Consider the following 25,623-nt stretch of genomic DNA (forward strand, 5'->3'; position numbering starts at 1 on the left):
TGCAGGCCGGGACGAAACGCCGTACCGCGGGATGATCACCAAGAGGATAACAGGGTGATTGTTCTGTTTTTGGGGCTGGAGTGCCTGGTGGGCCACTTCGGCGTGAAAGAGAGGGTTGACCGACGGGAGCCCCCCGGTAAAGCCCACCCATAATGATCGGCTCGTTGTCAGAGGTGGCCGGTAGGCTCGTAAGCACGATGACCGAGGACATGTCCCCTGCTGAGCGCTACGCCGCCGCCAAGCTGCGGGCGGCGGAGCAGGCCACCGCACTCGCCCCCTTCCGTGAGATGTACGACTTCGCGCTGGATCCGTTCCAGATCGATGCGTGCAAGGCTCTGGAGGCCGGGAAGGGAGTGCTGGTCGCGGCCCCGACCGGATCCGGCAAGACGATCGTGGGCGAGTTCGCCGTCCACCTGGCCCTGGAGCAGGGCCGCAAATGCTTTTACACGACGCCCATCAAGGCGCTCTCCAACCAGAAGTACCAGGACCTGGTGCGGCGCCACGGCGCGGACCGGGTCGGGCTGCTGACGGGTGACAACAGCGTCAACTCCGAGGCGCCGGTGGTCGTGATGACCACCGAGGTGCTGCGGAACATGCTGTACGCGGGCTCCCAGTCGCTGGCCGGCCTCGGCTATGTGGTCATGGACGAGGTGCACTATCTGTCCGACCGCTTCCGGGGCGCCGTCTGGGAAGAGGTGATCATTCACCTGCCCGAGTCGGTCACGCTGGTCTCGCTGTCCGCGACGGTCTCGAACGCCGAGGAGTTCGGTGCCTGGCTGGACACCGTACGCGGCGACACGGAAGTGATCGTCTCCGAGCACCGCCCGGTGCCGCTGTGGCAGCACGTGCTCGCCGGGCGCCGGATGTACGACCTCTTCGAGGAGCGCGAGGGCCAGGGGAAGGGCAAGGCCGGGCGCCGCGAGGTCAATCCGGATCTGGAGCGGCTGGCCCGGCTGGAGAACAGCCGCCCGACGTTCGGCCGCGACAAGCGCCGGGGCCGCAACCAGCGCGAGGCGGACCGGGAGCGCGAGCGGCGTCAGCGCAGCCGTATCTGGACCCCGGGCCGCGCCGAGGTGATCGACCGGCTGGACCAGGAGGGCCTGCTGCCGGCGATCACGTTCATCTTCAGCCGGGCCGGGTGCGAGTCCGCCGTGCAGCAGTGCCTGTATTCGGGGCTGCGGCTCAACGACCAGGAGGGCCGGGCCAGGGTCCGCGCCATCGTGGAGGAGCGGACGGCCGGCATCCCCGACGAGGACCTGCATGTTCTCGGCTATTACGAGTGGCTGGAGGGGCTGGAGCGGGGGATCGCCGCGCACCACGCGGGCATGCTGCCGACCTTCAAGGAGGTCGTCGAGGAGCTGTTCCTGAAGGGGCTGGTCAAGGCGGTCTTCGCGACGGAGACGCTGGCGCTGGGCATCAACATGCCCGCGCGTTCCGTGGTGCTGGAAAAGCTCGTCAAGTGGAACGGCGAGCAGCACGCCGACATCACCCCCGGCGAGTACACCCAGCTCACCGGCCGTGCCGGGCGCCGCGGTATCGACGTCGAGGGCCATGCGGTGGTGCTGTGGCAGCGCGGCATGGACCCGGGCGCGCTCGCGGGCCTCGCCGGTACGCGTACGTATCCGCTGCGCTCGTCCTTCAAGCCGTCGTACAACATGGCGGTCAACCTCGTCTCGCAGTTCGGGCGGCACCGCTCGCGCGAGCTGCTGGAGATGTCGTTCGCGCAGTTCCAGGCGGACAAGTCGGTGGTCGGGATCTCCCGGCAGGTGCAGCGCAACGAGGAGGGCCTGGACGGCTACAAGGAGTCCATGACCTGCCACCTCGGCGACTTCGAGGAGTATTCGCGGTTGCGCCGGCAGCTCAAGGACCGCGAGACGGAGCTGGCCAAGCAGGGCGCGGCGCAGCGCCGGGCCGCCGCCGCTGCCGCGCTGGAGAAGCTGCGGCCGGGCGATGTCATCCATGTACCGACGGGCAAGTACGCGGGCCTGGCGCTGGTGCTGGACCCGGGCATGCCGTCCGGACGGACCAACGGGCACCGCGGCTACGACGCGCACGACGGCCCCCGGCCGCTGGTGCTGACCGCCGAGCGGCAGGTCAAGCGGCTGGCGTCGATCGACTTCCCGGTGCCGGTGGCGCCGCTGGACCGGATGCGCATCCCCCGGACCTTCAATGCGCGCAGCCCGCAGTCGCGCCGCGACCTGGCGTCCGCGCTGCGCACGAAGGCCGGGCACATCGCGCCGGAGCGGCACCGCAAGCAGCGCTCGGCGGCAGCCGACGACCGCGAGATCGCGCGGCTGCGCACGGAGATCCGCGCGCATCCCTGCCACGGCTGTGACGAGCGCGAGGACCACGCGCGCTGGGCCGAGCGCTACCACCGGCTGCTGCGGGACACCCGGCAGCTGGAGCGCCGTATCGAAGGCCGTACGAACACCATCGCGCGCACCTTCGACCGGATCTGCGGTCTGCTGACCGAGCTCGGCTATCTGGAAGGCGACACGGTCACGGACGAGGGCCGACGGCTGGCGCGGCTCTACGGCGAACTGGACCTGCTGGCGAGCGAATGTCTGCGCGCCGGCGTCTGGAACGGGCTGGGCCCCGCCGAACTGGCCGCCTGCGCCTCGGCGTTGGTCTACGAGTCGCGCCAGGCGGACGACGCGGTCGCGCCGAAGCTGCCGTCGGGCAAGGCGCGGGACGCGCTCAGCGAGATGGTGCGCATCTGGGGCCGGCTGGACGCCCTGGAGGAGGACCACAAGATCAACCAGGCGGAGGGCGTCGGCCAGCGCGAGCCGGACCTCGGCTTCGCCTGGGCCGCGTACCGCTGGGCCTCCGGCTTCGGCCTGGACGAGGTGCTGCGCGAGGCGGAGATGCCGGCCGGTGACTTCGTGCGCTGGTGCAAGCAGCTGATCGACATCCTCGGCCAGCTCGCCGCCGCCGCACCGCCGGACGTGGCGCGCAACGCGCGCAAGGCCGTGGACGCGGTGCTGCGCGGCGTGGTGGCGTACTCGTCGGTGGGGTGAGGTGAAGGGGGCGCTGCCCCGGGGCGGGGAGCCGCTTTTCGCCATGGCCGCACGTCCGGCCGCGCGGTCCGACCGCACCTCGGGCCGCGCGGTCCGGCGTGCGGCGCCCCGCTCCTCACCCCGCCGGATTGACGGCCGTTCCCTTGAAGAACGTGTAGTGGAACGTGCCGCCCTCCTCCGCCGTACGCCGTAGATCGCGGATGCCCCGGTCCCATTCGGCCTCGGTCGTCAGCCCGGCGGCCAGGGCGTCGTCCCGTACGGACGCGACCATCGCGATGAACGTGTTGCGGGTGAACCCGTCGACCAGGCCGGGCCGGGTCGCGTCGGCGTAGACCGTGCGCGGCCGTACGGTGACGTCCGTGTACCCGGCGGCGGTCAGCAGGGGCTGCACCTCCCGGCCGAGCAGCGCGTTGCCGCCGGCCGCCGCCTGCAACCGGACCTGGTGGCCGATGGCCGCGCGGGCGTGGGCGCTGTCCGGATGGAAGAACGCCGACCCGTGGTCCCCTTCGATCACGGTGATGCTGCCGCCCGGCCGCAGCACGCGCCGCAGACCCGTCAGTGCCTGTGCGGGGTCGGGCAGGTGCTCCAGGACGAAGCAGACGAAGAGGTGGTCGAAGGAAGCGTCGGGGTACGGGAGGTCGGTCAGGTCGGCCTGCTGCCAGCGCACCGTCGCGGCGTGCGGCCGTGTGGCCAGGCGGTCGCGGGCCCGGGCCAGCGACGCGGCGGAGATGTCGACAGCGGTGATGTGTGCCCCGGGGCTGGACGCGGCAAGGTGCACCGTCTGGGCGCCGACGCCGCACCCGGCCTCCAGGACCCGGCTGCCCGCCGGGTATGCCGTGCCCGCGTGCAGGAGCGCCGCCAGGGTTTCCGCCTGGTCGGTGAGCCGCCGGGTCTCGTGCTCCGAATAGCCGTGTACGTAACGGGAGTTGTGGTCCGAACGGCCGTGCATGTAACCGGGGTCCTGGAGAGGAACCCGGTCATGGTCCCCGGGGGCGCCGGTGCCGCCCGTCGCCGTAGCTGCTGTACTCATGCCGTCACTCTGGCCGCACAATGGTCCGGTGCCCAGGTCCAAAGACGTGCCGTCCGACCGGTCCATACCGTCCGGGTCCGACTTCCTCCAGCTCAACGCGGCCGACGCGCCCGCGGGCGGGCTGTCCGACTGGCTGGCGCGTCGGCTGCGGCTGGCGATCGCCGACGGCCGCCTCGCGGTCGGCGACCGGCTGCCCGCCACCCGCACGCTGGCCGAGGAACTGCGGGTCTCCCGGGGCGTGGTGACCGAGGTATACCAGCGGCTGATCGAGGACGGGCACGCCGCCGGACGGGGCCGCGCCGGTACGGTCGTCGTCGCCGCGCCCGTCGCGGCACCGGCTCCCGCGCCCGCCCGTACGCGTACGGCCGCCGAGCCGCCGCCCGGCGCGGTGTTCACCGCCGAGCCCGGCGCGGATGTCTTCGACGCGGTACGGGCGGCACCGGCCCGTATCGACCTCAGCCCCGGCACGCCCGACCTGGCCTCCTTCCCGCGTACGGCGTGGCTGCGCGCGGAGCGGCGGGTGCTCGGCACGCTGGCCGCCACCGGCCTGGGGTACGGGGACCCGCGTGGCACACCGGAGTTGCGGCGCGCCGTCGCCAGGTGGCTGGCCCGCAACCGTGGCATCGCGGCCGGTCCGGACGAGGTGCTGATCGTCAACGGCACCGCGCAGACGCTCGGCCTGCTCGCCCAAGTCCTGCGTGGGCGAGGCGTTTTTGAGGTGGCGGTGGAGGACCCCGGGTCGCTCGGGGCCCGCCAGCACCTCCAGTACTGGGGGCTGCGCACGCCGCCGGTCCCGGTCGACGCGGACGGCATCCGGGTCGCCGGGCTGCGGGACTGCGGCGCACCCGCCGTCATGGTGACACCGGCGCACCAGTTCCCGACCGGGGTGGTGCTCGGCGGCGGGCGGCGCCGGGAGCTGATGCGCTGGGCCACCGCTACGGGCGGACTGATCGTCGAGGACGACTACGACGCGGAGCACCGCTACGACCGGCCGCCGGTGCCAGCCCTGCGCGCGATGCTGCCCGAGCACGTCTGCTACGCCGGAAGCGTCTCGAAACTGCTGGCGCCGACGCTGCGGACCGGGTGGGTCGTGGCGCCGCCGGAGCTGCACGGAGCGCTGGTCGACGCCAAGCGGTTCACCGACCTGGGCAGTGCCGCGCTGCCACAGCTGGCGCTCGCGGAGCTGATGGAGACGGGCGAGCTGGAGCGGCGGCTGCGGCAGGTGCGCCGGCGCCACCGGGCGCGTCGCGATGCGATGATCCGGGCGGTCGACACGCACCTTCCGGGCGCCGACGTTCAGGGGGCCGCGGCGGGACTGCACCTGACGGTCACCTTCGACGCGGGCTTCGCCGACACGGACCTGGCGGCCGCGGCACTCGCCCGGGGCGTCAAAGTGCATCCGCTGTCGTGGCATTGCCAGCGTCCCGGGCGGCCGGGGCTGGTGCTGGGCTACGCGGCCAGCACGGTGACCGAGATCGAGGAAGGGGTGGCGGTCATCGGGAAGGTGCTGGCGTAGGGCGGGTGCCGGGGAGCGGGCGGCGCGTCGGTTCCGTACGGCCGGTGTGCTGCTTCCGTACGGCGTGTCGCGCGCCGCGCATACGCCGGTCCGACACGCCGTGCGTGCCCTCGGCCACGTACTCCTGCGGTGCTGGAGTGCCGACCGGACCACCGGCACTTCTCCGCCATGCCACCGGACGGCCGCATTCCCCTGCCGGAGGAGGGCGTTCCGCCTTGCATTCCGTGGTCATGCGGAGCGGAGACCACCGCTCCGCAAGGAGACGCGCCGCCGCACCGTCATTCGAACCTTTCCGGCCACCTGGACGCGGTGCCGGTGCGCCGGGTGCGCGTCACGGGGCGCGCGGGAGTGTCGGCCCCGGAGCGCTGTGCGGGTTACGGCGTGTCGCACTGTGCCGTACGACAGGGCCGTACGGCGTGGCGTTCGGTCCGCGGACGGGTCGCGCCGGGCTCGGCGGATACTGGGCTACCGCCACTTGGCGTCAACGCCCAAGGACGGGCCCGCAGTTCACGTACCCGCCGTACGTCCGCCCAATCCCGCCCACGCTCCGGAGGGCGCCCGGTGACGGCGGGCGCCCTCCGGCAGGGAGCGTACGGGGGAGAGCCGGGACGGGTCAGGAGGTGGCGGGGACGGTCTTCTCCTGCTCGGCCTCGATCTGCTCGTTCCACACCTTCTTGGACGCCTGCCAGCCGTCCTCGTCGTGGCCGCGGCGCCAGTAACCGGAGATGGACAGGTCCTCGCGCGGAATCCCGCGCTCGACGCGCAGCAGCTTGCGCAGCTCCTTCACGAAGCCCGCCTCGCCGTGCACGAACGCCTGGAGCCGCCCCTCGGGGAAGTCCAGCGCACGGACAGCCTCGACCAGGAGCTCGCCCACCGGCGCGTCGCCGCGGTGCAGCCAGGTGATCTCGGCGCCCGCCGGGGCCTCCAGCTTCTGCTCCTCCTCGGGGCCCGCGACCTCGATGAACGCGTGCGCGGACGCGTCCTCGGGCATCCGGGCCAGGGACGCGGCGATGGCCGGCAGGGCGCTCTCGTCACCGGCGAGCAGGTGCCAGTCGGCCTCGGCGCCGGGGGCGTACGCGCCGCCGGGGCCCAGGAACAGCGCCTCGTCGCCCGGACGCGCCTGCATCGCCCACGGCCCGGCGAGGCCCGTGTCGCCGTGCACGACGAAGTCGACCGCCATCTCCCGCGCGTCCGGGTCCCAGCTGCGCACCGTGTACGTGCGGGTCTTCGGCCACTGGTCGCGCGGGAAGGTGGCGCGGATCTCCGCGATGTCCAGCGGCTTCGGGTAGTCCACGCCGGGGATCGGGAAGACCAGCTTGATGTAATGGTCGGTGTACTCGCCCGCCGAGAACTCCGCCAGGCCGTCACCGCCCAGCATCACCCGCACCATGTGCGGTGTGAGCTGTTCGGTGCGCAGTACCTGCGCGGAAATGAGCTTGGCCTTTTTGCGGGCCGGACGCTCTGCTGCCACGACGATCTCCCCTGCCACGATTTGTTAGGTATACCTAACCTAACAGTTCGTCGGGCGGTGCGTCGCGCCCTATAGGCCCGCCGGGCGCAGCGTCGCGAGGAGCCGCTGCAAGGAGCCGCCCAGCCCCCACTGCTCCGCGAGCGCCTCCAGCCGCTCAGGATCGGCCGGCTCGCCGGGCAGCGCGGCGTCGAAGTCCGGGAGCGGCACGTCGGCGGCGACGCGTACGACCTTCGGCGCCACCTCCACGTACGGGCGGGCCTCGGTCAGGCGCTTGCGCTGCGACGGGGTGAGCTTGGACGCGGGGTCGTCCACCGCGGCCATGATCCCGGCCAGATCGCCGTACGTCGCCAGCAGCTTGGCGGCGGTCTTCTCGCCGATGCCCGGCACGCCCGGCAGGCCGTCGCTGGGGTCGCCGCGCAGCAGCGCCAGGTCCGCGTAGCCGCGCCCGTCCACGCCGTACTTCTCGCGCAGCAGTGCCTCGTCGGTCGTCTGGAGCGTGCCGACGCCCTTGAGCGGATACAGGATGCGGACCCCGCGCCCGTCGTCGGCCAGCTGGAACAGGTCCCGGTCGCCGGTGACGATGTCCACCGGCCCGGCGGCGCGGGCGGTGAGGGTGCCGATGACGTCGTCCGCCTCGTACCCCGCGGCGCCGACCCGGGCGATGCCGATCGCGTCGAGCACCTCCTCGATCACCGGGACCTGCGGGGACAGGGTGTCCGGCACCTCCTCCGCGTCCGGTTCGGGGGAGCCGGCCGGGGCCTCCTCGGCGACCCGGTGCGCCTTGTACGAGGGGATGAGATCGACCCGCCACTGCGGGCGCCAGTCGAAGTCCATACAGGCCACCAGGTCGTCCGGCTGGTGGTCCTGGACGAGCCGGGCGATGAAGTCCAGCAGCCCCCGCACCGCGTTGACCGGGGTGCCGTCCGGGGCCCGTACCGATTCCGGGACGCCGAAATGGGCCCGGAAATAGAGCGAGGCGGTGTCGAGGAGCATCAGGCGTCGAGTCACACCCCGATGATGCCGTACCCCCGCTGACGTGCGCGGCCGGTGCCACGGGGCCGGGCGGGGCGGCGGATGTGAACTGGGTCACTGTTGTGTTTGTCATTTCGGAAAGGGGGCAGGCGCGCGGCCGGAGCGGAGCCGGTGGAAATTCAACTTTTCCACCGGTTAACGCGGGCCCGACCCGTACCGCACCACGACCTGTCCGCGGGGGAGGCGGGTCGTTCTCAGTCAATTCGAGAGGTGTATGTGGCCAGGCTGCAAGCCGAGCACGTGTACAAAGTGTTCGGGAGACGACCCGAGGACGCGGTACGACGGCTCAAGGATGGAGCGAGCCGCGATGAGCTGCGGGCCGACGGTACGACCGCCGCGGTGATCGATGCGTCCTTCTCCGTGGACGAGGGCCAGATCTTCGTCGTGATGGGTCTGTCCGGATCCGGCAAGTCCACGCTCCTGCGGACCCTCAACGGGCTGCTGGAGCCGACCGCCGGGAGCGTGCGGTTCGACGGCCAGGACCTGACCTCGCTCAGCGACAAGGAACTGCGCAAGGTCCGCTCGGAGAAGATCTCCATGGTCTTCCAGCACTTCGCGCTCTTCCCGCACCGCAGCGTGCTGGAGAACGCCGCGTACGGGCTGGAGGTGCAGGGCGTGCCGCGGGCCGAACGCGAGAAGCGCGCCACAAAAGCGCTGCACCTGGCGGGCCTCAAGGGCTGGGAGAAGTCCTGGCCCGACGAGCTGTCCGGCGGCATGCAGCAGCGGGTGGGCCTGGCCCGCGCGCTGGCCACCGACGCCGATCTGCTGCTGATGGACGAGTCCTTCAGCGCCCTGGACCCGCTGATCCGCCGCGACATGCAGGACCAGCTCCTGGAGCTCCAGAAAACACTGAAGAAGACCATCGTCTTCATCACCCACGACCTGAACGAGGCCATGCGCCTCGGCGACCGGATCGCCGTCATGCGCGACGGCCGCATCGTGCAGATCGGCAGCGCCGAGGACATCCTCCTGACCCCGGCCAACGACTACGTCGCGTCCTTCATCCAGGACGTCGACCGCTCCCGCGTGCTCACCGCCGGCGCCGTCATGGTCGACGCGGACGAGGTGCTGGGCGGCACGGCGCAGGACGGTACGGAGCTGCGTACGGCCGCCGACCTGCTGGCCGCCGCGCCCGCCACGGTCCACCGGGACACGCCGGTCGCGGAGCTGTTCGGGCCGTGCTCGGCCGGGTCCGTGCCGGTCGCGGTGGTCGGCGCGGACGGCGAACTGGTCGGCGCGGTGCCCGTACAGCGGCTGCTGTCGGTGCTCGGCGACGGCGGGCAGCCGGACGGGAATCAGAAGGAGACGTCGGCCTCGGCGGAAACGGCCGTCCGGGACTCCGGCGGTGCCGCCGCTGACGAGCCCGCGGGCGAAGCGGGCGGCACGCCCGAGGGCAAGGTGACCGCCGGTGCCTAGGATCAACGTCGGCTCCTGGGCCGATACCTGCGTCGAGTGGCTGCGCCACCACCTCACCTGGCTCTTCGACTTCGTCTCCCGTGTCCTGACGGACATGTACAACGGCATCGAGGCGGTGCTGACCGCCCCGCACCCGCTGCTGCTCATGGGCATCTTCGCGGTGCTCGCCTGGTGGCTGCGCGGTCTGCCGGCCGCCGTGCTGACCTTCGCCGGTTTCGCGCTGATCGACTCGATCCAGCAGTGGGAAGCCACCATGCAGTCCCTGGCGCTGGTGCTCGTGGCCTGCATCATCACCGTCGTCGTGGCGGTCCCGCTCGGCATCTGGGCGGCCCGCAGCCGCGCCGTCGGCGGCGCCCTGCGCCCGGTCCTGGACCTGATGCAGACGATGCCCGCGATGGTCTATCTGATCCCCGGCATCCTGTTCTTCGGCATCGGTGTGATGCCCGGCATGGTGGCGACGATCATCTTCTCGATGCCGCCCGCCGTGCGCATGACCGAGCTGGGCATCCGCCAGGTCGACGGTGAACTGGTCGAGGCGGCCGAGGCGTTCGGCACCCACCCGCGCCGCACCCTGTTCCGGGTGCAGCTGCCGCTGGCGCTGCCCACCATCATGGCCGGTATCAACCAGGTCATCATGCTGGCGCTGTCCATGGTCGTCATCGCCGGCATGGTCGGCGCCGAGGGCCTGGGCTCCTCGGTCTACAACGCGGTCAGCTCGGTGAACGTCGCCCTCGGCTTCGAGGCCGGTCTCGCCGTCGTCATCCTGGCCATGTACCTGGACCGGATGACCGGCGCCCTCAACGAGCGGGTCTCGCCGCTGGGCCGCCGCGCGCTGGCCAAGGCGCAGGCCGCGCTGGGCGGCCTGAAGTTCCTGTACTGGAAGCCCGCCACGTCCGTCGCGATGGCCGGTGTGGTCGTGCTGGCGCTGGTCGCGGGCGGTCTGAACGTCTTCGGCAAGGACGGCGCGAAGACCGACGGCGGCGGCCGGCCGATCACGCTCGGGTACGTCAACTGGGACGAGGGCAAGGCCACCACGTACCTGTGGAAGGAGATCCTCGAACAGCGCGGCTTCAAGCCGAAGGCGCAGGCGCTGGAGGCCGGGGCGCTGTTCACCGGGCAGGCCCGCGGCGACGTGGACGTGCAGACCAACGCCTGGCTGCCCACCACGCACGCCGAGTACTACAAGAAGTACAAGGACAAGCTCGAAGACCTGGGCGCCTGGTACGACAAGACCTCGCTGGAGATCGCGGTCCCGTCGTACATGAAGGACATCAAGACCCTCGACGACCTCAAGGGCAGGGCGGGCGAGTTCGGCGGCAAGATCACCGGCATCGAGCCGGGCGCCGGCGAGATGAAGATCCTCAAGGGCAAGGTCCTCGGGGACTACGGCCTGGACGGCGAGTACAAGGTCGCCGAGTCCAGCACCGCGTCCATGCTCACCGAGCTGGACCGGGCGTACGCGGCGAAGAAGCCGATCGCCGTGACGCTGTGGTCGCCGCACTGGGCGTACGACAAGTACGGCCTCACCAAGCTGGAGGACCCCAAGGGCTCCTTCGGCTCGGGCGACAGCCTGCACCTGCTCGGCCGCAAGGGCTTCTCGAAGGACGAGCCGCAGGTCGCCAAGTGGATGAAGAACTTCCACCTGGACGAGAAGCAGCTCACCAGCCTGGAGAACGCCGTCAAGAGCGCGGGCGAGGGCCACGAGCAGGACGGCGTGCGCACCTGGCTGAAGAAGAACCCGGGCCTGGTCGACAAGTTCGCCCCGTCGGCGAACGTCTCGTACGCCAAGGGCAAGGACGCCGGCGCCGCGCCGAACATCGGCTACCCGGCGTGGGACGAGGGCATCGCCACCACATACCTGTGGAAGAACGTCCTGGAGAAGCGCGGCTACAAGCCCACCATCCGCAACCTGGACGTCGGCCCGATGTGGACCGGCCTGTCCAGCGGGCAGATCGACGTCGAGTTCGACGGCTGGCTGCCGGTCGCGCAGAAGCAGTACTGGGACCAGTACAAGGACGACCTCGTGGACGTGGGCGCCTGGTACGACAAGACGTCGCTGGAGATCGCGGTCCCGTCCTACGTCAAGGGCGTCAAGACGCTGGACGATCTGCGCGAGCACCAGGACGAGTTCAAGGGCAAGATCATCGGAATCGAGCCGGGCACCGGTGAGATGAAGCGCCTGAAGAGCATCGTCGCGCCCGCGTACGGCCTGGAGGACTTCCAGGTCACCGAGGCCGGCACCAGCTCCATGCTGGCCGAGCTGGACCGCGCCTACGCCAAGAAGGAGCCGATCGCGGTCGTGCTCTGGTCGCCGCACTGGGCGTACAGCAAGTACGACCTGACCAAGCTCGCCGACCCGAAGCACACCTGGGGCGACAACAACCAGATCAAGACGCTCGGCCACAAGAGCTTCCCGGAGAAGTTCCCGGAGTTCAATGGCTGGCTGAAGAACTGGAAGATGACGCCCGACGAGCTGGGCAGCCTGGAGAAGGACATCCAGGACGCCGGCAAGGGCCACGAGAACGACGGCGTCGAGAAGTGGATCGCCGACCACCCGGGCATCGTGGACAAGATGGCGCCGGTGAAGTGACGCGCTGAACCCTGCGCATGGGCTCCGCCCCTGGCTGTACGGCCGGGGCGGGGCCTTCGCACGTGCGGGGGCGCACCGGCCGCGTACCGTGGGGTGATGACGACCGGTCACCGCAGTGCTCCCCGGGTGGTCTCCCTCGTGCCCTCGCTCACCGAGGCCGTGGCCGCCACCGCGCCCGACCTGCTCATCGGCGCCACCGACTGGTGCAGCCACCCCGCCGGTCTGGACGTGGCGCGCGTCGGCGGCACCAAGAACCCGGACACCGCCCGCATCGCCGCCCTCGCGCCCGACCTCGTGCTGGCCAACGAGGAGGAGAACCGGGCGCCGGACCTCGGGGCGCTGCGGGCCGCCGGGCTGGACGTGCTGGTCACCGAGATCTGCGACCTGGACCAGGCACTGCGCGAACTGGAACGCGTGCTGGTGCGCGGCTGCCGGCTGCCCCGGCCCGGCTGGCTGGACGACGCGGCGGACGCCTGGCGGGACGTACGGGCCGGGGCGGCGGAGCAGCGCGGCGCGGTGGTGCCGATCTGGCGGCGGCCCTGGATGGTGCTGGGCCGGGACACCTTCGCGGGCGACCTGCTCGCCCGGCTGGGCGTGCGGAACCTGTACGCGGACCACGCCGACCGGTACCCGCGCGTCCCGGTCGAGGAGCTGAACGCACGCGGCGCCGATCTGGTGGTGCTGCCGGACGAGCCGTACCGCTTCACGGCCGACGACGGCCCCGAGGCGTTCGCGGGACTGCCCGCCGCGCTGGTCAGCGGGCGTCATCTGACCTGGTACGGGCCGTCGTTGGCGGAGGCCCCGGCGGTGCTCAGGGCCGCGCTGGACGCGGCTCGGTGACCGCAACGGCCGCGGGTGCGGGGACCAGCAGCCGGCCGCCCGCCAGCCCCCGCGCCGTCCGCACCCCCGCCACCAGCCAGGCCGTCACCAGCACGCCGAACAGCCCCACCGCGAGCCAGGTGAAGGCCGCGAGGCCGGTGTGCCGGGCCAGCCCGGCCGCGCCCGTCACACACGTACCGACCGGGAAGGTGAACGCCCACCAGGTCATCGAGAACGTCATCCCGGCGCGGAAGGCCCGTACGACCAGTGCCGCCGCCAGCGCCAGCCACAGCAGCGCGAAGCCCATGACCGGCACGCCGTACAGCAGCGCGAAGCCGCTCATCGCCCGCGCGTATCCGGCGCCGACCGCGCCGGGCGCGGCGTCGGCGAGGTTGCCGACCGCGGTCGTGGACTGGCCCAGCGGGCCGAGGACGAGGAAGAGCGTCGGGGTCAGCGCGAGCGGCAGCGGGCCGTGGTGGATCAGCCGGGTCACGACCAGCGGCAGCATCAGCAGCGTGGCCAGCAGCGACATGCCGAACAGCGCGTAGCAGGCGAGGAGCATCGCCTCCTGCCACTGCCCGGCGGGCAGGTGCGGCACCAGGCCGGGGCCGAGCGCCGCCGAGACCATCGGCGCGACCAGCGGCAGCAGCCACACGGGGGAGGCGGTGCCGGGCTCGATCCGGTGCCGGGTCACCATCAGGTACGGGACCGCCGCTGCCGCCGCGAGCCCGACCGCCGTACCGGCGCACCACAGCACGGCGTCCACCGCGACCGCGGCCCCCTCGCCGAGCACATCGGTGCCGACGGCGAGCGTCCCGCCGCCGACCGCCAGCAGTGCCATCGACAGACAGCCGTAGAACGGTGCCACTGCCGGGTCGAGCAGATGGCGGCGCGCCTGGTCGGCGTGGTGGAGCCAGTGGGCGGTACGGGCGGCCAGCAGGATCACCAGCAGGGCGGCGGACAACGCCCAGACCGCGACGTACGCGCCGCGCAGGAGCGGGGTGTGCGGCAGGGCGGCGCCGGCGTTGGCGACGATGGCGGTGCCCATGACGGCGGCGTACCAGTTGGGGCCGAGGTGACGCAGGGCCGCCGGGGGCGCGGCGGGGGAGCGGGTGGTGATGCGGGGGCCGGTGCGGGCGGGGGACTGCGTCGGAGATGCCATGGTCCCAGCCTCACCGCCGGCCCCGCCGCCCACCAGGGACCTCGTTTCTATGAGGACATAAGCTGGAGTTATGAGCAGCGTGAAGGAAGAGCGCCCCGGGGCGGGCCCCGTCACCCCGCTCGCGCACCGTGTGCCGGACCTCGGCGCGCTGGAGCTGCTGCTCGCCGTCGCCCGGCTCGGCAGCCTCGGGCGGGCCGCCCGCGAGCGGGGCATCAGCCAGCCCGCCGCCAGCAGCCGCATCCGCTCGATGGAACAGCAGCTGGGCGTGTCCCTCGTCGAGCGCTCGCCGCGCGGCTCGCGCCTGACGGACGCCGGGGCGCTGGTCACGGACTGGGCGCGGCGGGTGGTGGAGGCCGCCGAAGCCTTCGACGCGGGCGCGCAGGCGCTGCGGGCGCGGCGGGACTCGCGGCTGCGGGTGGCCGCCAGCATGACCATCGCCGAATACCTGCTGCCCGGCTGGCTCATCGCGCTGCGCGCGCAGCGCCCGGACACCGCGGTGTCGCTGCTGGCCGGGAACTCCGCCGCGGTCGCCGAACGCCTCCTCGCGGGCGAGGCCGACCTCGGTTTCGTGGAGGGGCTGGACGTACCCGCCGGGCTGGACGGCGCGGTCATCGGCCACGACCGGCTGGTGGTCGTCGCCGCGCCCACCCACCCGTGGGCCCGGCGCCGTACGGACCTGACGGTGGCCGAACTGGCCGCCACCCCGCTGATCCTGCGCGAACACGGCTCCGGCACCCGCCAGGTCCTGGACGCGGCCCTGGCCGGACACGGCGGCCTGGCCGCCCCCCTGCTGGAACTGGCCTCCACCACGGCGGTCAAGGCGGCGGCGGTGAGCGGGGCGGGCCCTTCCGTACTGAGCGAACTGGCCGTGGGGGAGGAGCTGGCCGCCCGGCGGCTGGTCGAGGTCCCCGTCCACGGCACCCGCTTCGGCCGCGACCTGCGGGCGGTCTGGCCCTCCGGCCAGCGCCCGGCGGGGCCTGCGCGCCAGCTGCTGGGGCTGACGCGGGCGGTGCCGTGAGCGCCTGCCTCATCGGTCGGCCTGGTACGCCGCGGCCGCTGCGGTGGCCGTCCTGCCGTCGGGGGCGGTGTAGGTGAGCGTACGGTCCCCTCTGATCTGGAAGACATTGGTGGGCCGTTGCCGGTTGCGGGGGTTGCAGATGGAGACCGGGACGGTGAAGACGGTCTGGTACCGCCCGCCGTCGGAGGTGGTCACCCGCGTCATGAAGGTGACCACGCCCTTCTTGGCGGTGTTGCCGCCGTTCGGCGGCTCGTGGAACCAGAAGCCGTCCGCCGTCGACGAGGAGTTCGTCGGCACGACCGTGATCGAGTTGTCGGCGTTGAACTGCACGGTCCGTACTTTGGTGCCGTCCTGGGTGTACGGCTTGGACAGCTCGAACGACGCTCTCGCACCCTCCTGCGGTGCCTCGACGTAGTCGTTGGCGCTGCCCCCGCACTGGCCGGGGGCGGCCACGGCGGCGGAGCCGTCGAGGAAGCCGAGGGCCAGCGCGGAGCACAGCCCCACGGCGGCGGCGGACGTGAGGTGGTGTCGGAACGTCATGGCATGACCTACTTCCGTCGGCAAAGCTGCACGAGGCCGGGCAGTGCTGCACCAGGCCCATGGCACACGGCGTTGACGCAGGTCAGCGCCGATGCAGCGAGCGTAGCCAGCCCCGCCGCGTGGTGTGCATCGCCAGATCGGATGGGTTTGCCGCCGCGAATACACGGCCATACAGGAGCGTCGGTGCCGCCCGGTTGCGAACCGTCAGGCACCGCCTGCCGCGGACACCAGCGCCTCCATCACCCGTGTGTCGTCCCCCGCCTCCGGATGCCACTGCACCGACAGCACGAAGTGCTCAGCGCCCGGGAGTTCCAGGGCTTCGATCGTGCCGTCCGCCGCGTAGGCGGAGGGGAGCAGGCCGTGGCCGAGGCGGTCGACGGACTGGTGGTGGTAGGTCGGGACGGAGACCGCCTCGGGCAGGATGCCGCCGAGCAGGGTGCCGGGCTCCGGTTTGACCTCGTGGCGGGCGAAGAGGCCCGCGGGGCCCGCGTGGCCGTCGATGTGCTGGACGAGGGTGCCGCCCAGGGCGACGTTCAGCAGTTGCATGCCCCGGCAGATGCCGAGCAGCGGCAGACGCGCCTGTAGGGCGGCGTCGATCAGGGCCAGTTCCCAGGTGTCCCGGTCACGGGCCGGGGGGCCGGTGCGCGGGTCGGGGTCGGCTCCGTACCGTACGGGTTCGACGTCCGGGCCGCCCGCGATCACCAGGCCGTCCAGCCGGGAGACCACCTCCGCCGCGGTGCCGGGGTCGCCGGGCGGCAGCAGGGCGGCGAGGCCGCCGGAGCGCTGGACGAGGCGGTGGTAGCCGGCCGGGAGCAGTGCGGCGGGCAGGGCCCAGACGCCCCAGCGGGCGTCGTCGGCGAGGTAGGTGGTGACGCCGATGAGGGGGTGTGCGGACACGGGTCCTCCGGAGGGTGGGGCTGCCCCAGCAGGTGGGTGATCAGTTGCGTTCCAGTTCGGCTTCGGCCTCCGCGAGCGCCGCGAACTCCTCCTCGGGGGCGGCCGCGACCAGCCGGTGCCGGGAGTAGAGCGCGAAGTACGCGAGGGCCACGCCGTAGACGACGAGGGCGATGAAGGCGGCCTGCTTGTCGACGAGGAACGTCGCCACCAGCGCGGAGCAGGCCAGGACGAAGGCGGTGGAGGAGGTCAGGACGCCGCCGGGGGTGCGGTACGGGCGGGGCAGCCGCGGCTCGCGGCGGCGCAGCACGATGTGCGACAGCGACATCAGGGCGTAGGAGATGGTGGCGCCGAAGACGGCAATGTTGAGCATACGGGCGCCGTCGCCGGTCGCTGCGGCCAGCGCGAAGCCGAGCGCGCCGGGCACCAGCAGCGCCAGGTAGGGGGCCTTGCGGCGGCTGGTGAGGGAGAGGAAGCGGGGCAGGTACCCGGCCCGGGAGAGCGCGAACAGCTGACGGGAGCCGGCGAAGATGAGGGAGAAGAAGGACGCCACCAGGCCCGCGAGACCCGCGTAGTTGACGATGCGGGAGACGGTGGTGGGTTTGCCGTGCGGTTGCAGTGCCTGCACCAGCGGGTCGCCGACGGACTGGATGGCGGCGGAGCCCCGGGCGCCGGTCGCGGCGACAAAGGTGACCAGCGCGAGCAGCAGCAGGATGCCCATCGCGGCGGCCATCGCCTTCGGCAGCGTACGGGCCGGGTCTCTGGTCTCCTCGGCGGCCAGCGGTACGCCCTCGACGCCGAGGAAGAACCACATGCCGAAGGGGAAGGCGGCCCAGATGCCGAGGACGCCGAAGGGCAGCCAGGAGCTGGAGCCGAAGGCGCTCGCGTCGGCGGGGATGTCGTTCAGGGCGCTGACGTGGAAGTCGCTGAGCGCCCCGAACGCGAAGACGACGACCGCGGCGACCGCGACGGCGGTGACCGCCAGGCTGAAGCGCAGCGCCTCGCCCACGCCCCACAGGTGGATGCCGATGAAGACGACGAAGCAGGCGAGGTACACGGGCCAGCTGGAGGTCAGGCCGAACAGGCCGAGGGATTCCACGTAGTCGCCGATGAAGATGGAGATCGCGGCGGGTGCGAGCACGTACTCGATGAGGATGGCCGTGCCGGTCAGGAAGCCGCCCCAGGTGCCCAGCGCGCGCCGCGCGAAGCCGTAGCCACCGCCCGCCGTCGGCAGGACCGAGGCCAGTTCGGCCAGCGCGAAGACCAGGCAGGTGTACATCATGCCCATCAGGAGTGCGGCGATGGCCAGACCGCCGAAGCCGCCCTGCGCGAGGCCGTTGTTCCAGCCGGAGAAGTCACCGGAGACGACGTAGGCGACGCCCAGGCCGGTGAGCAGGAGCGGGCCGGCGCTGCCCCGCCGCAGGGTGCGTTTTTGCAGGTAGGCGTCTTGGGGCGGGGAGTCGCCTGCTGCGGAGTCGAAGGGCGGTGCGGTGCGGGATTCGGTGCTGTCGGCCATGAGCCGCTCCTGCTCGCCGGGGGGTGAGTGAGGGGGAAGTGCAGCGGTAAAGGTTTAGCCGCATACCTTTGCCTCGTGAGGCGGCCGAGCGCAAGCCCCCTGCGTAAAAGACTGGTTACGGCGGCGGAGTCGTCAAGAACCCGCGCAGCAGCGCCGCCGTACCCGCGCAGTGCTCGCGCATCACTTCCCGCGCCCCGTCGGCGTCCCCTTCCAGCACCGCCTCGACCAGGGCGGTGTGCTGCGCCTGCGAGTGCTCCAGGTTGCGTACCAGCAGCGGGATGCAGTCCAGCAGCTCGTTCACGCCCGCCCGCACCGCGGCGTACTGTGCGGCCAGCGACGGGGAACCGGCCAGCTCGGCCAGCGTCAGGTGCAGCAGCGTGTCCCGCCGCCGGTAGTCCGCCAGCGGCGCGTCGTGGGTCGCCGCCAGCGCCTCCCGCAGCCGCCGCGCCTGCGCGTCGTCCAGGCCGTGCGCGGCGCACAGTCCCGCGGCGCCCACCTCCAGCACCTCGCGGAACCGCAGCGTGTCCTCGACATCGACCTTGTCGATGCGCCGCCGCAGTTCGTCCTCGTCCGCGCTCTGCCGGCGCGGCCGCACGAACGTGCCGCCGTAGCGCCCGCGCCGGCTCTCCACCAGGCCCTCGTCCTGAAGGACCTTGAGCACCTCGCGCAGCGTCACCCGGCTGATGTGCAGCCGCTCCGCCAACTCGCGCTCCGCGGGGAGCCGTTCGCCGCCCGGCACCAGGCCCAGCCGGACGACCTGGAGTATCTGCTCCAGCGCCTCCTCGAAGCCGTTGCCCGCCCGTACGGGCCGCAGTACGGGCGCAAGCCGGTCGGCGGGGCGCTCCCCCCGGCCGTCCGCCACGCCACCTCTAGCACCGTCCACCGGAACCCCTTCCCAACCAATGGTTCGCCGCCCTACCTTATGACCTCCGGACGCAGCGACAGGAGGCACCACCGTGGCAGACCGCACGCCCCCGCTCTCCGTCGAGGGGCTGAGACGGCTCGTCGACGCCGGGGAGATCGACACTGTCGTCCTGGCCTTCACCGATATGCAGGGCAGGCTCACCGGCAAGCGGTTCGCCGCCCGGCACTTCCTCGACGAGGTGCTGGAGCACGGCACCGAGGGCTGCAACTACCTCCTCGCCGTGGACGTGGACGTCAACACCGTCCAGGGCTACGCGATGTCCTCCTGGGAGCGCGGCTACGGCGACTTCGCCCTGCACGGCGACGCGGCCACCCTGCGCCGCACCCCCTGGAACCCCGGCACCGCCCTGCTCACCGCCGACCTCGCCTGGCACGACGGCTCACCGGTCGCCGCCTCCCCGCGGCAGATCCTGCGCCGCCAGCTCGACCGGCTCGCCGAGCGCGGCTGGAGCGCGTACGCGGGCACCGAGCTCGAATTCATCGTCTTCCGCGACACCTACGAGGACGCCTGGAACCGCGGCTACCGGGACCTGACCCCGGCCAACCAGTACAACACCGACTACTCCGTCCTCGGCACCGGCCGCGTCGAGCCGCTGCTGCGCCGCATCCGCAACGAGATGGGCGCCGCCGGGATGACCGTGGAGTCCGCCAAGGGCGAGTGCAACCTCGGCCAGCACGAGATCGCCTTCCGCTACGACGAGGCGCTGACCACCTGCGACCAGCACTCCGTCTACAAGACCGGCGCCAAGGAGATCGCCGCCCAGGAGGGCATGGCGCTGACCTTCATGGCCAAGTACAACGAGCGCGAGGGCAACTCCTGCCACATCCACCTCTCGCTGCGCGACGACGCCGGGCAGCCCGTCCTCGCGGACGACTCGGGACCGTACGGCATGTCGCAGGTCATGCGGCACTTCCTGGCCGGACAGCTCGCCGCGCTGCGCGACTTCACGCTCTTCTACGCCCCGAACATCAACTCCTACAAGCGCTTCCGGCCCGGCTCGTTCGCGCCCACCGCCGTCGCCTGGGGCCCGGACAACCGCACCTGCGCCCTGCGCGTCATCGGCCACGGCCCCGGCCACCGGCTGGAGAACCGGCTGCCCGGCGGCGACGTCAACCCGTACCTCGCGGTCGCCGCCATGGTCGCCGCGGGCCTGTACGGCATAGAGCACGAGTTCGAACTCCCCGAGGCGTGTACGGGCAACGCCTACGCCGGCGACGCCGAGCACGTGCCCGCCACCCTGCGCGAGGCCGCCGCGCTCTGGGAGGCCAGCCCCATCGCCCGTGAGGCGTTCGGCGACGAGGTCGTCGAGCACTACCTGCACATGGCCCGCGTCGAACAGGACGCGTACGACGCCGCCGTCACGGACTGGGAGCGCTTCCGCTCCTTCGAGCGCATGTAAGGAAGACCGCCACGTGTTGCAAGAACTGCGCATCATCAACCCGGCGACCGAGGAACCGGTGGCCGTCGTCCCCGTCACCACCCCCGCCGAGGTGGACGAGGCGGTCCGGCGGGCCGCCGCCGCACAGGCGAAGTGGGCCGCGCTGCCGCCCGGCGACCGGGCCCGCCTGCTGCGGCGGTTCGCCGAGGTCGTACGGGACAACGTCCCCTCGCTCGCCCGGCTCGAACTGACGGAGGCCGGGCACCCCCTGGGCAACGCCGAGTGGGAGGCGAACAACGTCGTCGACCTGCTGCACTACGCCGCCGGGGGAGTGGAGCGGCTGACCGGCCGGCAGATCCCGGTCGCCGGTGGGCTCGACATCACCGTCCAGGAGCCGCTGGGCGTGGTCGCCGTCATCGCGCCGTGGAACTTCCCGATGCCGATCGCCGCCTGGGGCGCCGCCCCCGCGCTGGCGGCCGGCAACGCCGTCCTCCTCAAGCCCGCCGAGACCACCCCGCTCACCGCGCTCCGGCTCGCCGAGTACGCGCTGGAAGCGGGCCTGCCCGAGAACCTGTTCCAGGTGCTGCCGGGCGAGGGCGCCGTCACCGGCAACGCCCTGGTCGAACACCCCGGCGTCGCCAAGGTCGTCTTCACCGGCTCCACCGCCACCGGCCGGCACATCGCCGCCAAGTGCGCCGCACAGACCAAACGGCTCACCCTCGAACTCGGCGGCAAGAGCCCCAACATCGTCTTCGCCGACGCCGACATCGAGCGCGCCGCGGCAGCGGCCCCCGGCTCCTTCCTGGACAACACCGGCCAGGACTGCTGCGCCCGCAGCCGCATCCTTGTCCAGCGCTCGGTCTACGACCGCTTCATGGAACTGCTGGAGCCCGCCGTGAAGTCCTTCGTCGCGGGCGACCCGGCCGACCCCGCCACGCAGATGGGCCCGCTGATCTCCGCCGCCCAGCGCGAGCGCGTACGGTCCTACGTCCCCGAGGACGCACCCGCCGCCATCCGCGGCGAGGCCCCCAAGGGCAAGGGCTTCTGGTACCCGGCGACCGTCCTGGAGGGCCGCCCGGACGACCGTACCGCCGTCGAGGAGATCTTCGGACCGGTCGCCGTCGTGATCCCCTTCGAGGACGAGGCCGACGCGATCCGCCTCGCCAACGCCACCGACTACGGCCTGTCCGGCTCCCTCTGGACCCGCGACGTGGGCCGTGCCCTGCGCGTGTCGGGCGCGGTCGCCGCCGGGAACCTCTCCGTCAACTCCCACAGCAGCGTCCGCTACTGGACCCCGTTCGGCGGCTACAAGCAGTCCGGCCTGGGCCGCGAACTGGGCCCGGACGCGCTCGCCGCCTTCACCGAGACCAAGAACATCTTCATCAGCACCGAGGAGAGCTAAGTGAGCGACCAGACCCCCGCGGCCACCGGCGCCGACGAGACCCCCGTGTGCCGCCGCCTCGTCGGCCGCACCGCCGTCATCACCGGCGCCGGCAGCGGCATCGGCCTGGCCACCGCCCGCCGCCTGGCCTCCGAGGGCGCCAACGTGGTGTGCGCCGACATCGACGAGAAGGCGGGCAAGGCCGCCGCCGAAGCGGTCGGCGGCACCTTCGTCCAGGTGGACGTGACCGACTCCGACCAGGTCGAGGCGCTGTTCAAGGCGGCGTACGACACATACGGCTCGGTGGACGTGGCGTTCAACAACGCCGGCATCTCGCCCGCCGACGACGACTCGATCCTCACCACCGGGCTGGACGCCTGGAAGCGCGTCCAGGAGGTCAACCTCACCTCCGTCTACCTGTGCTGCAAGCACGCACTGCCCTACATGCAGCGCCAGGGCAAGGGCTCCATCATCAACACCGCGTCCTTCGTGGCCGTGATGGGCGCCGCCACCTCGCAGATCAGCTACACCGCCTCCAAGGGCGGCGTGCTGTCGATGTCCCGCGAGCTGGGCGTGCAGTTCGCGCGCGAGGGCATCCGGGTGAACGCGCTGTGCCCGGGGCCGGTGAACACACCGCTGCTGAAGGAGCTGTTCGCCAAGGACCCGGAGCGCGCCGCGCGCCGCCTGGTGCACGTGCCCGTCGGCCGGTTCGCCGAGCCCGAGGAGATCGCCGCCGCGGTCGCCTTCCTCGCCAGCGACGACTCCTCCTTCGTCAACGCCGCGGAGTTCCTGGTGGACGGCGGTATCGCAGGGGCGTACGTCACACCCGTGTAGGCCACAGCCTTCCGCACGGATACAGTCCGAAGATCACCAACGGGTCCGGTGCCCCGGCGCGCCGGTCCCGCTGATCCACTGCCCGCAGGAACGTCAAAGCCGACGTCCGCCCCTACCACCGGAGAACCATGCGCACCAGACACGCCCTCGCCCTGGGGCTCGCCACCGCCGCGACCGTCTCGACCCTGGCGGCCACCGGCCCCGCCGTCGCCGCGAGTCCCGCGCACCCCGCGAAGGCCCCGGAGCGTACGAGCTGTCCGCAGCTCTCCAAGAGCATCAAGTGGTACGGCGACAACCGCGCCAGGATCCAGCGCATGATCGACGAGCGCGGCATCTGCTCCCACCCGAAGCCGGGCCCCGAGGGCCGCCCCGTCGCCGCCTTCGACTGGGACAACACCGTCGTCAAGAACGACATCTCCGACGCCACGCTCGCCTGGTCGCTCAAGCACGACAAGATCCTGCGCCCCAAGAGCTGGAAGTCCACCAGCCCCTGGATGACCACCGCCGCCGACCGCGCCCTGACCAAGGCGTGCGGCACCTCCGTACCCGCCGGCCGCCCGCTGCGCACCTCGAAGAACGCCGCCTGCGCCGACGAGATCATGGAGATCCGCGGCAAGGCCCGCACCATGGCCGGCAAGGCCGCCTTCGCGGGCGAGTGGAACCACCGCCGCACCAAGCCCGAGTACGCCTGGATCCCGCAGCTGTTCGCCGGCCTGACCCCGGCCCAGGTCACCTCGTACGCCGAGCAGGCCCGCGCGGAGAACCTCGCCGCCCCGATCGGCGCGAAGCAGACCGTCGGCACCCACCAGCTGGCCGGCTACATCCGCTACTACGACCAGCAGAAGGACCTGATCCGCACCCTCAAGGCGGCCGGCTTCCAGGTCTACATCGTCTCCGCGTCCTCCGAGACCATCGCCGAGGCGTGGTCCGGCGGCGTCGGCGTCGACCGCGCCCACACCATCGGCGTCCGCAGCCTGATGAAGAACGGCCGGTTCACCACCGGCATCCGCGGCTGCGGCGACGTCAAGGACGGCCACGGCGAGGTGCTGCCGTACATGGACGGCAAGCGCTGCCTGATCAACCAGGAGATCTTCAAGCTCAAGGGCGCCGAGGCATGGCGCTTCCAGGACCCCGCGCACCGCATCGCGCTCGGCGGCGGCGACGCCAACACCGACGTCACCTTCGTCAACGACGCCACCGGCGTACACCTGGCCATCAACCGCAACCAGCCGGAACTGATGTGCCGCGGCTACGACAACGCCGACGGCCGCTGGGTGGTCAACCCCATGTTCATCGAGCCGCTGCCGCAGAAGTCCGGTACGTACCCCTGCGCCACGACGGGTTACACCAACACCGATGGCGGCCTCGGCCCGGTCCGTCGCCCCGACGGCACGGTCGTGCCGGACCAGCGGGACCGCATCCACGCCTGATGCGCCCGGAGGGCCGTGCTTTCTTGTCAGCTACAGGAAGGTGCGGCCCTCGCCGCGGTAGGTCGGGACCGTTGCCACTATCCGGTCGGCCTGGACCAGGTGCAGTGCCGCGAACCGCTCGCACAGCTCACCGGCCTTCGCGTGCCGGAACCACACCTTGTCGCCGAGCCGCAGCCCGTCGGCGGCGGGCCCCAGCAGCGGGGTCTGTACCTCGCCCGCCTCCTCCTGCGGGTCGTACCGCAGTCCCTCCGGCAGATACGGCACCGGCGAACGGTCCCGCCCCGCGACCCCGGACGCCGGATACCCGCCGCCCAGCACGGTCACGACGCCGTCCCCCGGCCGTCGCACCACCGGCTGTGCGAACAGCGCCGCCGGACGGCCCGTGAAAGAGCGGTAGTTGTCGAACAGCCGCGGCACATACAGACCCGACCCGGCCGCGATCTCGGTCACCGCGGCCTCCGCCGCCGTGTGCTGCACGCTGCCCGTGCCACCGCCGTTGACGAACTCCAGGTCCGGCGCCTCGGCCCGCACCGCGCGTACAACCTCCCAGCGCCGCCGCGCCAGGTCCCGGCGCGCCGCCGCCTGCATCGCCTGTACGGCACGGGAGCGCAGCGGATGCCCGGCGACCGCGTCGCCCACCCCCGCCACATGCCCCTCGTACGCCATCAGCCCGGCCACCCGGAAACCCGGACGGCGCGTCACCGCGCGGGCCAGCGCGGCCACCTGCTCCGGCCGGTTCATCGGCGACCGGCGCGCGCCGATCCGCACCCGCCCGCCCAGCGGCCGGAACGCGGTGTCCCACTCCAGGCACACCCGGATCTCCTCGCCGCCCCCGGCAGGGCGAGCGGCGTCGACCAGATCCAGCTGCGCCACATCGTCGACCGTCACCGTCACCGCCGCCGCCAGCTTCGGATCGGCGGCCAGCTCCGCGAAGCCCTCCCGGTCCGCCGACGGATACGCCAGCAGCACGTCCTCGATCCCGGACCGCGCCAGCCACAGCGACTCGGCCAGCGTGTAGCTCATGACACCCGCGAAACCGTCCCGGGCCAGCGCCCGTTCCAGCAGCGCCCGGCAGCGCACCGACTTGCTCGCCACCCGCAGCGGCTTGCCCTGCGCGCGCCGCACCAGATCCGCGGCGTTCGCGTCGAAGGCGTCGAGGTCCACGAGCGCCAGCGGCGCGTCGAGATGTGCGGTGGCCCGGTCGTAACGGGCCCGGTCGGCAGCCGTGTCGCACGCATACGGGGACATGGCCGCAGCCTGCCAGAAGGTCCTACGGGTGGGTAGGGGGTAGGAACGCGACAGACCGGACGCCGGACGCCGGGGGAGAGCGGACGAGTTGGAGCACCGGCCGCGGCAGCCCGTAGAGTGAGCGGACGCCGCAACCAGCAGGTCAGCGGTGTGATGTCCGGATACGAACCACCCTGCCCCGATTGCCGGCCGGGCGCGGGACCAGGGGCGCGAGGGGGAGCGCGGGTGAGCACCGAAGCCGATTTCGCCGACGCGCATCGCCTTCCCCGCATCCCGCCCCCGCAGGCACCGGCACCGCCCGCCGAGGACCCGCAGAGGGCGGTGCTGCGCCCCGTCCCGCCGGAGCGCCCCGCGAAGCCCCCCCCCGGCCGGATGCCGGCCGGACCCGCCGCGGCAGCAGGTGGCC

19 protein-coding genes and 1 pseudogene are annotated in these 25,623 nt (G+C 72.3%); 11 read left to right on the forward strand and 9 right to left on the reverse strand.

All coding sequences use genetic code 11. From position 1 onward, the window contains the following. Window positions 1-197 precede the first annotated feature (197 nt). Entirely contained in the window at window positions 198-3,017 is a 2,820-nt protein-coding gene (locus ADK86_RS33795; RefSeq protein WP_053700046.1) for a DEAD/DEAH box helicase, read from the forward strand. A gap of 115 nt (window positions 3,018-3,132) precedes the next feature. Here the strand turns inward: ADK86_RS33795 and ADK86_RS33800 are convergent, their stop codons facing one another. Further along, window positions 3,133-4,047: a methyltransferase domain-containing protein gene (locus ADK86_RS33800; protein ID WP_107088631.1), complete on the reverse strand. Its 915-nt coding sequence runs from the start codon at window positions 4,045-4,047 to the stop codon at window positions 3,133-3,135. Here ADK86_RS33800 and ADK86_RS33805 point away from each other — a divergent pair. Beyond that, the gene (locus ADK86_RS33805) at window positions 4,046-5,563 is read left to right on the forward strand and encodes a PLP-dependent aminotransferase family protein (RefSeq protein ID WP_107088632.1); all 1,518 of its coding nucleotides are present in this window, start codon (window positions 4,046-4,048) and stop codon (window positions 5,561-5,563) included. The genes ADK86_RS33800 and ADK86_RS33805 overlap by 2 nt on opposite strands. A gap of 613 nt (window positions 5,564-6,176) precedes the next feature. Here the strand turns inward: ADK86_RS33805 and ADK86_RS33810 are convergent. Both ADK86_RS33810 and ADK86_RS33815 read right to left on the reverse strand, forming a co-directional pair. Continuing rightward, window positions 6,177-7,034, reverse strand: coding sequence for a siderophore-interacting protein (locus tag ADK86_RS33810; RefSeq protein ID WP_053700065.1), 858 nt, complete (start codon window positions 7,032-7,034; stop codon window positions 6,177-6,179). 69 nt (window positions 7,035-7,103) lie between these two features. Further along, window positions 7,104-8,027 carry a 5'-3' exonuclease gene (locus ADK86_RS33815; protein ID WP_053700049.1) on the reverse strand — a complete coding sequence of 308 codons (924 nt, stop codon included), beginning with the start codon at window positions 8,025-8,027 and terminating at the stop codon, window positions 7,104-7,106. 255 nt (window positions 8,028-8,282) lie between these two features. Between ADK86_RS33815 and ADK86_RS33820 the strand changes: the two genes are divergently transcribed. The 3 genes from ADK86_RS33820 to ADK86_RS33830 all read left to right on the forward strand — a co-directional run bounded on the left by ADK86_RS33820 (window position 8,283) and on the right by ADK86_RS33830 (window position 12,912). After that, on the forward strand, window positions 8,283-9,482 hold the full coding sequence (locus ADK86_RS33820) for a quaternary amine ABC transporter ATP-binding protein (protein WP_053700066.1): 1,200 nt from the start codon (window positions 8,283-8,285) through the stop codon (window positions 9,480-9,482). Then, on the forward strand, window positions 9,475-12,072 hold the full coding sequence (locus ADK86_RS33825) for an ABC transporter permease/substrate binding protein (RefSeq protein WP_053700050.1): 2,598 nt from the start codon (window positions 9,475-9,477) through the stop codon (window positions 12,070-12,072). The genes ADK86_RS33820 and ADK86_RS33825 overlap by 8 nt, the downstream gene beginning before the upstream one ends. A 96-nt stretch (window positions 12,073-12,168) precedes the next feature. Then, window positions 12,169-12,912, forward strand: a complete 744-nt coding sequence (locus ADK86_RS33830) for a helical backbone metal receptor (RefSeq protein WP_053700051.1) — start codon at window positions 12,169-12,171, stop codon at window positions 12,910-12,912. Here ADK86_RS33830 and ADK86_RS33835 read toward each other — a convergent pair. Then, complete coding sequence (locus ADK86_RS33835) at window positions 12,884-14,053, reverse strand: TDT family transporter (protein ID WP_053700052.1); 1,170 nt, start codon at window positions 14,051-14,053, stop codon at window positions 12,884-12,886. The genes ADK86_RS33830 and ADK86_RS33835 overlap by 29 nt on opposite strands. 70 nt (window positions 14,054-14,123) lie before the next feature. Between ADK86_RS33835 and ADK86_RS33840 the strand changes: the two genes are divergently transcribed. Continuing rightward, window positions 14,124-15,071 carry a LysR family transcriptional regulator gene (locus ADK86_RS33840; protein WP_053700053.1) on the forward strand — a complete coding sequence of 316 codons (948 nt, stop codon included), beginning with the start codon at window positions 14,124-14,126 and terminating at the stop codon, window positions 15,069-15,071. A gap of 9 nt (window positions 15,072-15,080) precedes the next feature. Here ADK86_RS33840 and ADK86_RS33845 read toward each other — a convergent pair whose 3' ends face one another. The 4 genes from ADK86_RS33845 to ADK86_RS33860 all read right to left on the reverse strand — a co-directional run bounded on the left by ADK86_RS33845 (window position 15,081) and on the right by ADK86_RS33860 (window position 18,904). Further along, complete coding sequence (locus ADK86_RS33845; protein ID WP_053700054.1) at window positions 15,081-15,611, reverse strand: hypothetical protein; 531 nt, start codon at window positions 15,609-15,611, stop codon at window positions 15,081-15,083. A 204-nt stretch (window positions 15,612-15,815) separates the two neighbouring features. After that, window positions 15,816-16,508, reverse strand: a complete 693-nt coding sequence (locus ADK86_RS33850) for a gamma-glutamyl-gamma-aminobutyrate hydrolase family protein (protein WP_053700055.1) — start codon at window positions 16,506-16,508, stop codon at window positions 15,816-15,818. A 40-nt stretch (window positions 16,509-16,548) separates the two neighbouring features. After that, window positions 16,549-18,021, reverse strand: a complete 1,473-nt coding sequence (gene eat / locus ADK86_RS33855) for an ethanolamine permease (protein ID WP_053700056.1) — start codon at window positions 18,019-18,021, stop codon at window positions 16,549-16,551. A 115-nt stretch (window positions 18,022-18,136) separates the two neighbouring features. Next, window positions 18,137-18,904 carry a FadR/GntR family transcriptional regulator gene (locus tag ADK86_RS33860; RefSeq protein WP_420718898.1) on the reverse strand — a complete coding sequence of 256 codons (768 nt, stop codon included), beginning with the start codon at window positions 18,902-18,904 and terminating at the stop codon, window positions 18,137-18,139. 73 nt (window positions 18,905-18,977) lie between these two features. Here ADK86_RS33860 and ADK86_RS33865 point away from each other — a divergent pair, with 73 nt between their 5' ends. The 4 genes from ADK86_RS33865 to ADK86_RS33880 all read left to right on the forward strand — a co-directional run bounded on the left by ADK86_RS33865 (window position 18,978) and on the right by ADK86_RS33880 (window position 23,969). Further along, window positions 18,978-20,345: a glutamine synthetase family protein gene (locus tag ADK86_RS33865; protein WP_053700058.1), complete on the forward strand. Its 1,368-nt coding sequence runs from the start codon at window positions 18,978-18,980 to the stop codon at window positions 20,343-20,345. Window positions 20,346-20,358: 13 nt separating this feature from the next. Then, window positions 20,359-21,726 (forward strand): aldehyde dehydrogenase family protein, encoded by a 1,368-nt coding sequence (locus ADK86_RS33870; protein WP_053700059.1) that lies wholly within the window; start codon window positions 20,359-20,361, stop codon window positions 21,724-21,726. Beyond that, the gene (locus ADK86_RS33875) at window positions 21,727-22,539 is read left to right on the forward strand and encodes a 3-oxoacyl-ACP reductase (protein ID WP_053700060.1); all 813 of its coding nucleotides are present in this window, start codon (window positions 21,727-21,729) and stop codon (window positions 22,537-22,539) included. It begins immediately after the preceding gene. Window positions 22,540-22,667: 128 nt separating this feature from the next. Next, window positions 22,668-23,969: a haloacid dehalogenase-like hydrolase gene (locus ADK86_RS33880; protein ID WP_053700061.1), complete on the forward strand. Its 1,302-nt coding sequence runs from the start codon at window positions 22,668-22,670 to the stop codon at window positions 23,967-23,969. Between the two features lie 30 nt (window positions 23,970-23,999). Here ADK86_RS33880 and ADK86_RS33885 read toward each other — a convergent pair whose 3' ends face one another. Then, on the reverse strand, window positions 24,000-25,217 hold the full coding sequence (locus ADK86_RS33885) for an amino acid deaminase/aldolase (protein WP_053700062.1): 1,218 nt from the start codon (window positions 25,215-25,217) through the stop codon (window positions 24,000-24,002). 225 nt (window positions 25,218-25,442) lie between these two features. Here ADK86_RS33885 and ADK86_RS44995 point away from each other — a divergent pair. After that, window positions 25,443-25,623, forward strand: a pseudogene (locus ADK86_RS44995) (hypothetical protein); the annotation flags it as partial.

This window comes from Streptomyces sp. NRRL F-5755 (assembly GCF_001279365.1).
Lineage (GTDB): Bacteria > Actinomycetota > Actinomycetes > Streptomycetales > Streptomycetaceae > Streptomyces > Streptomyces rimosus.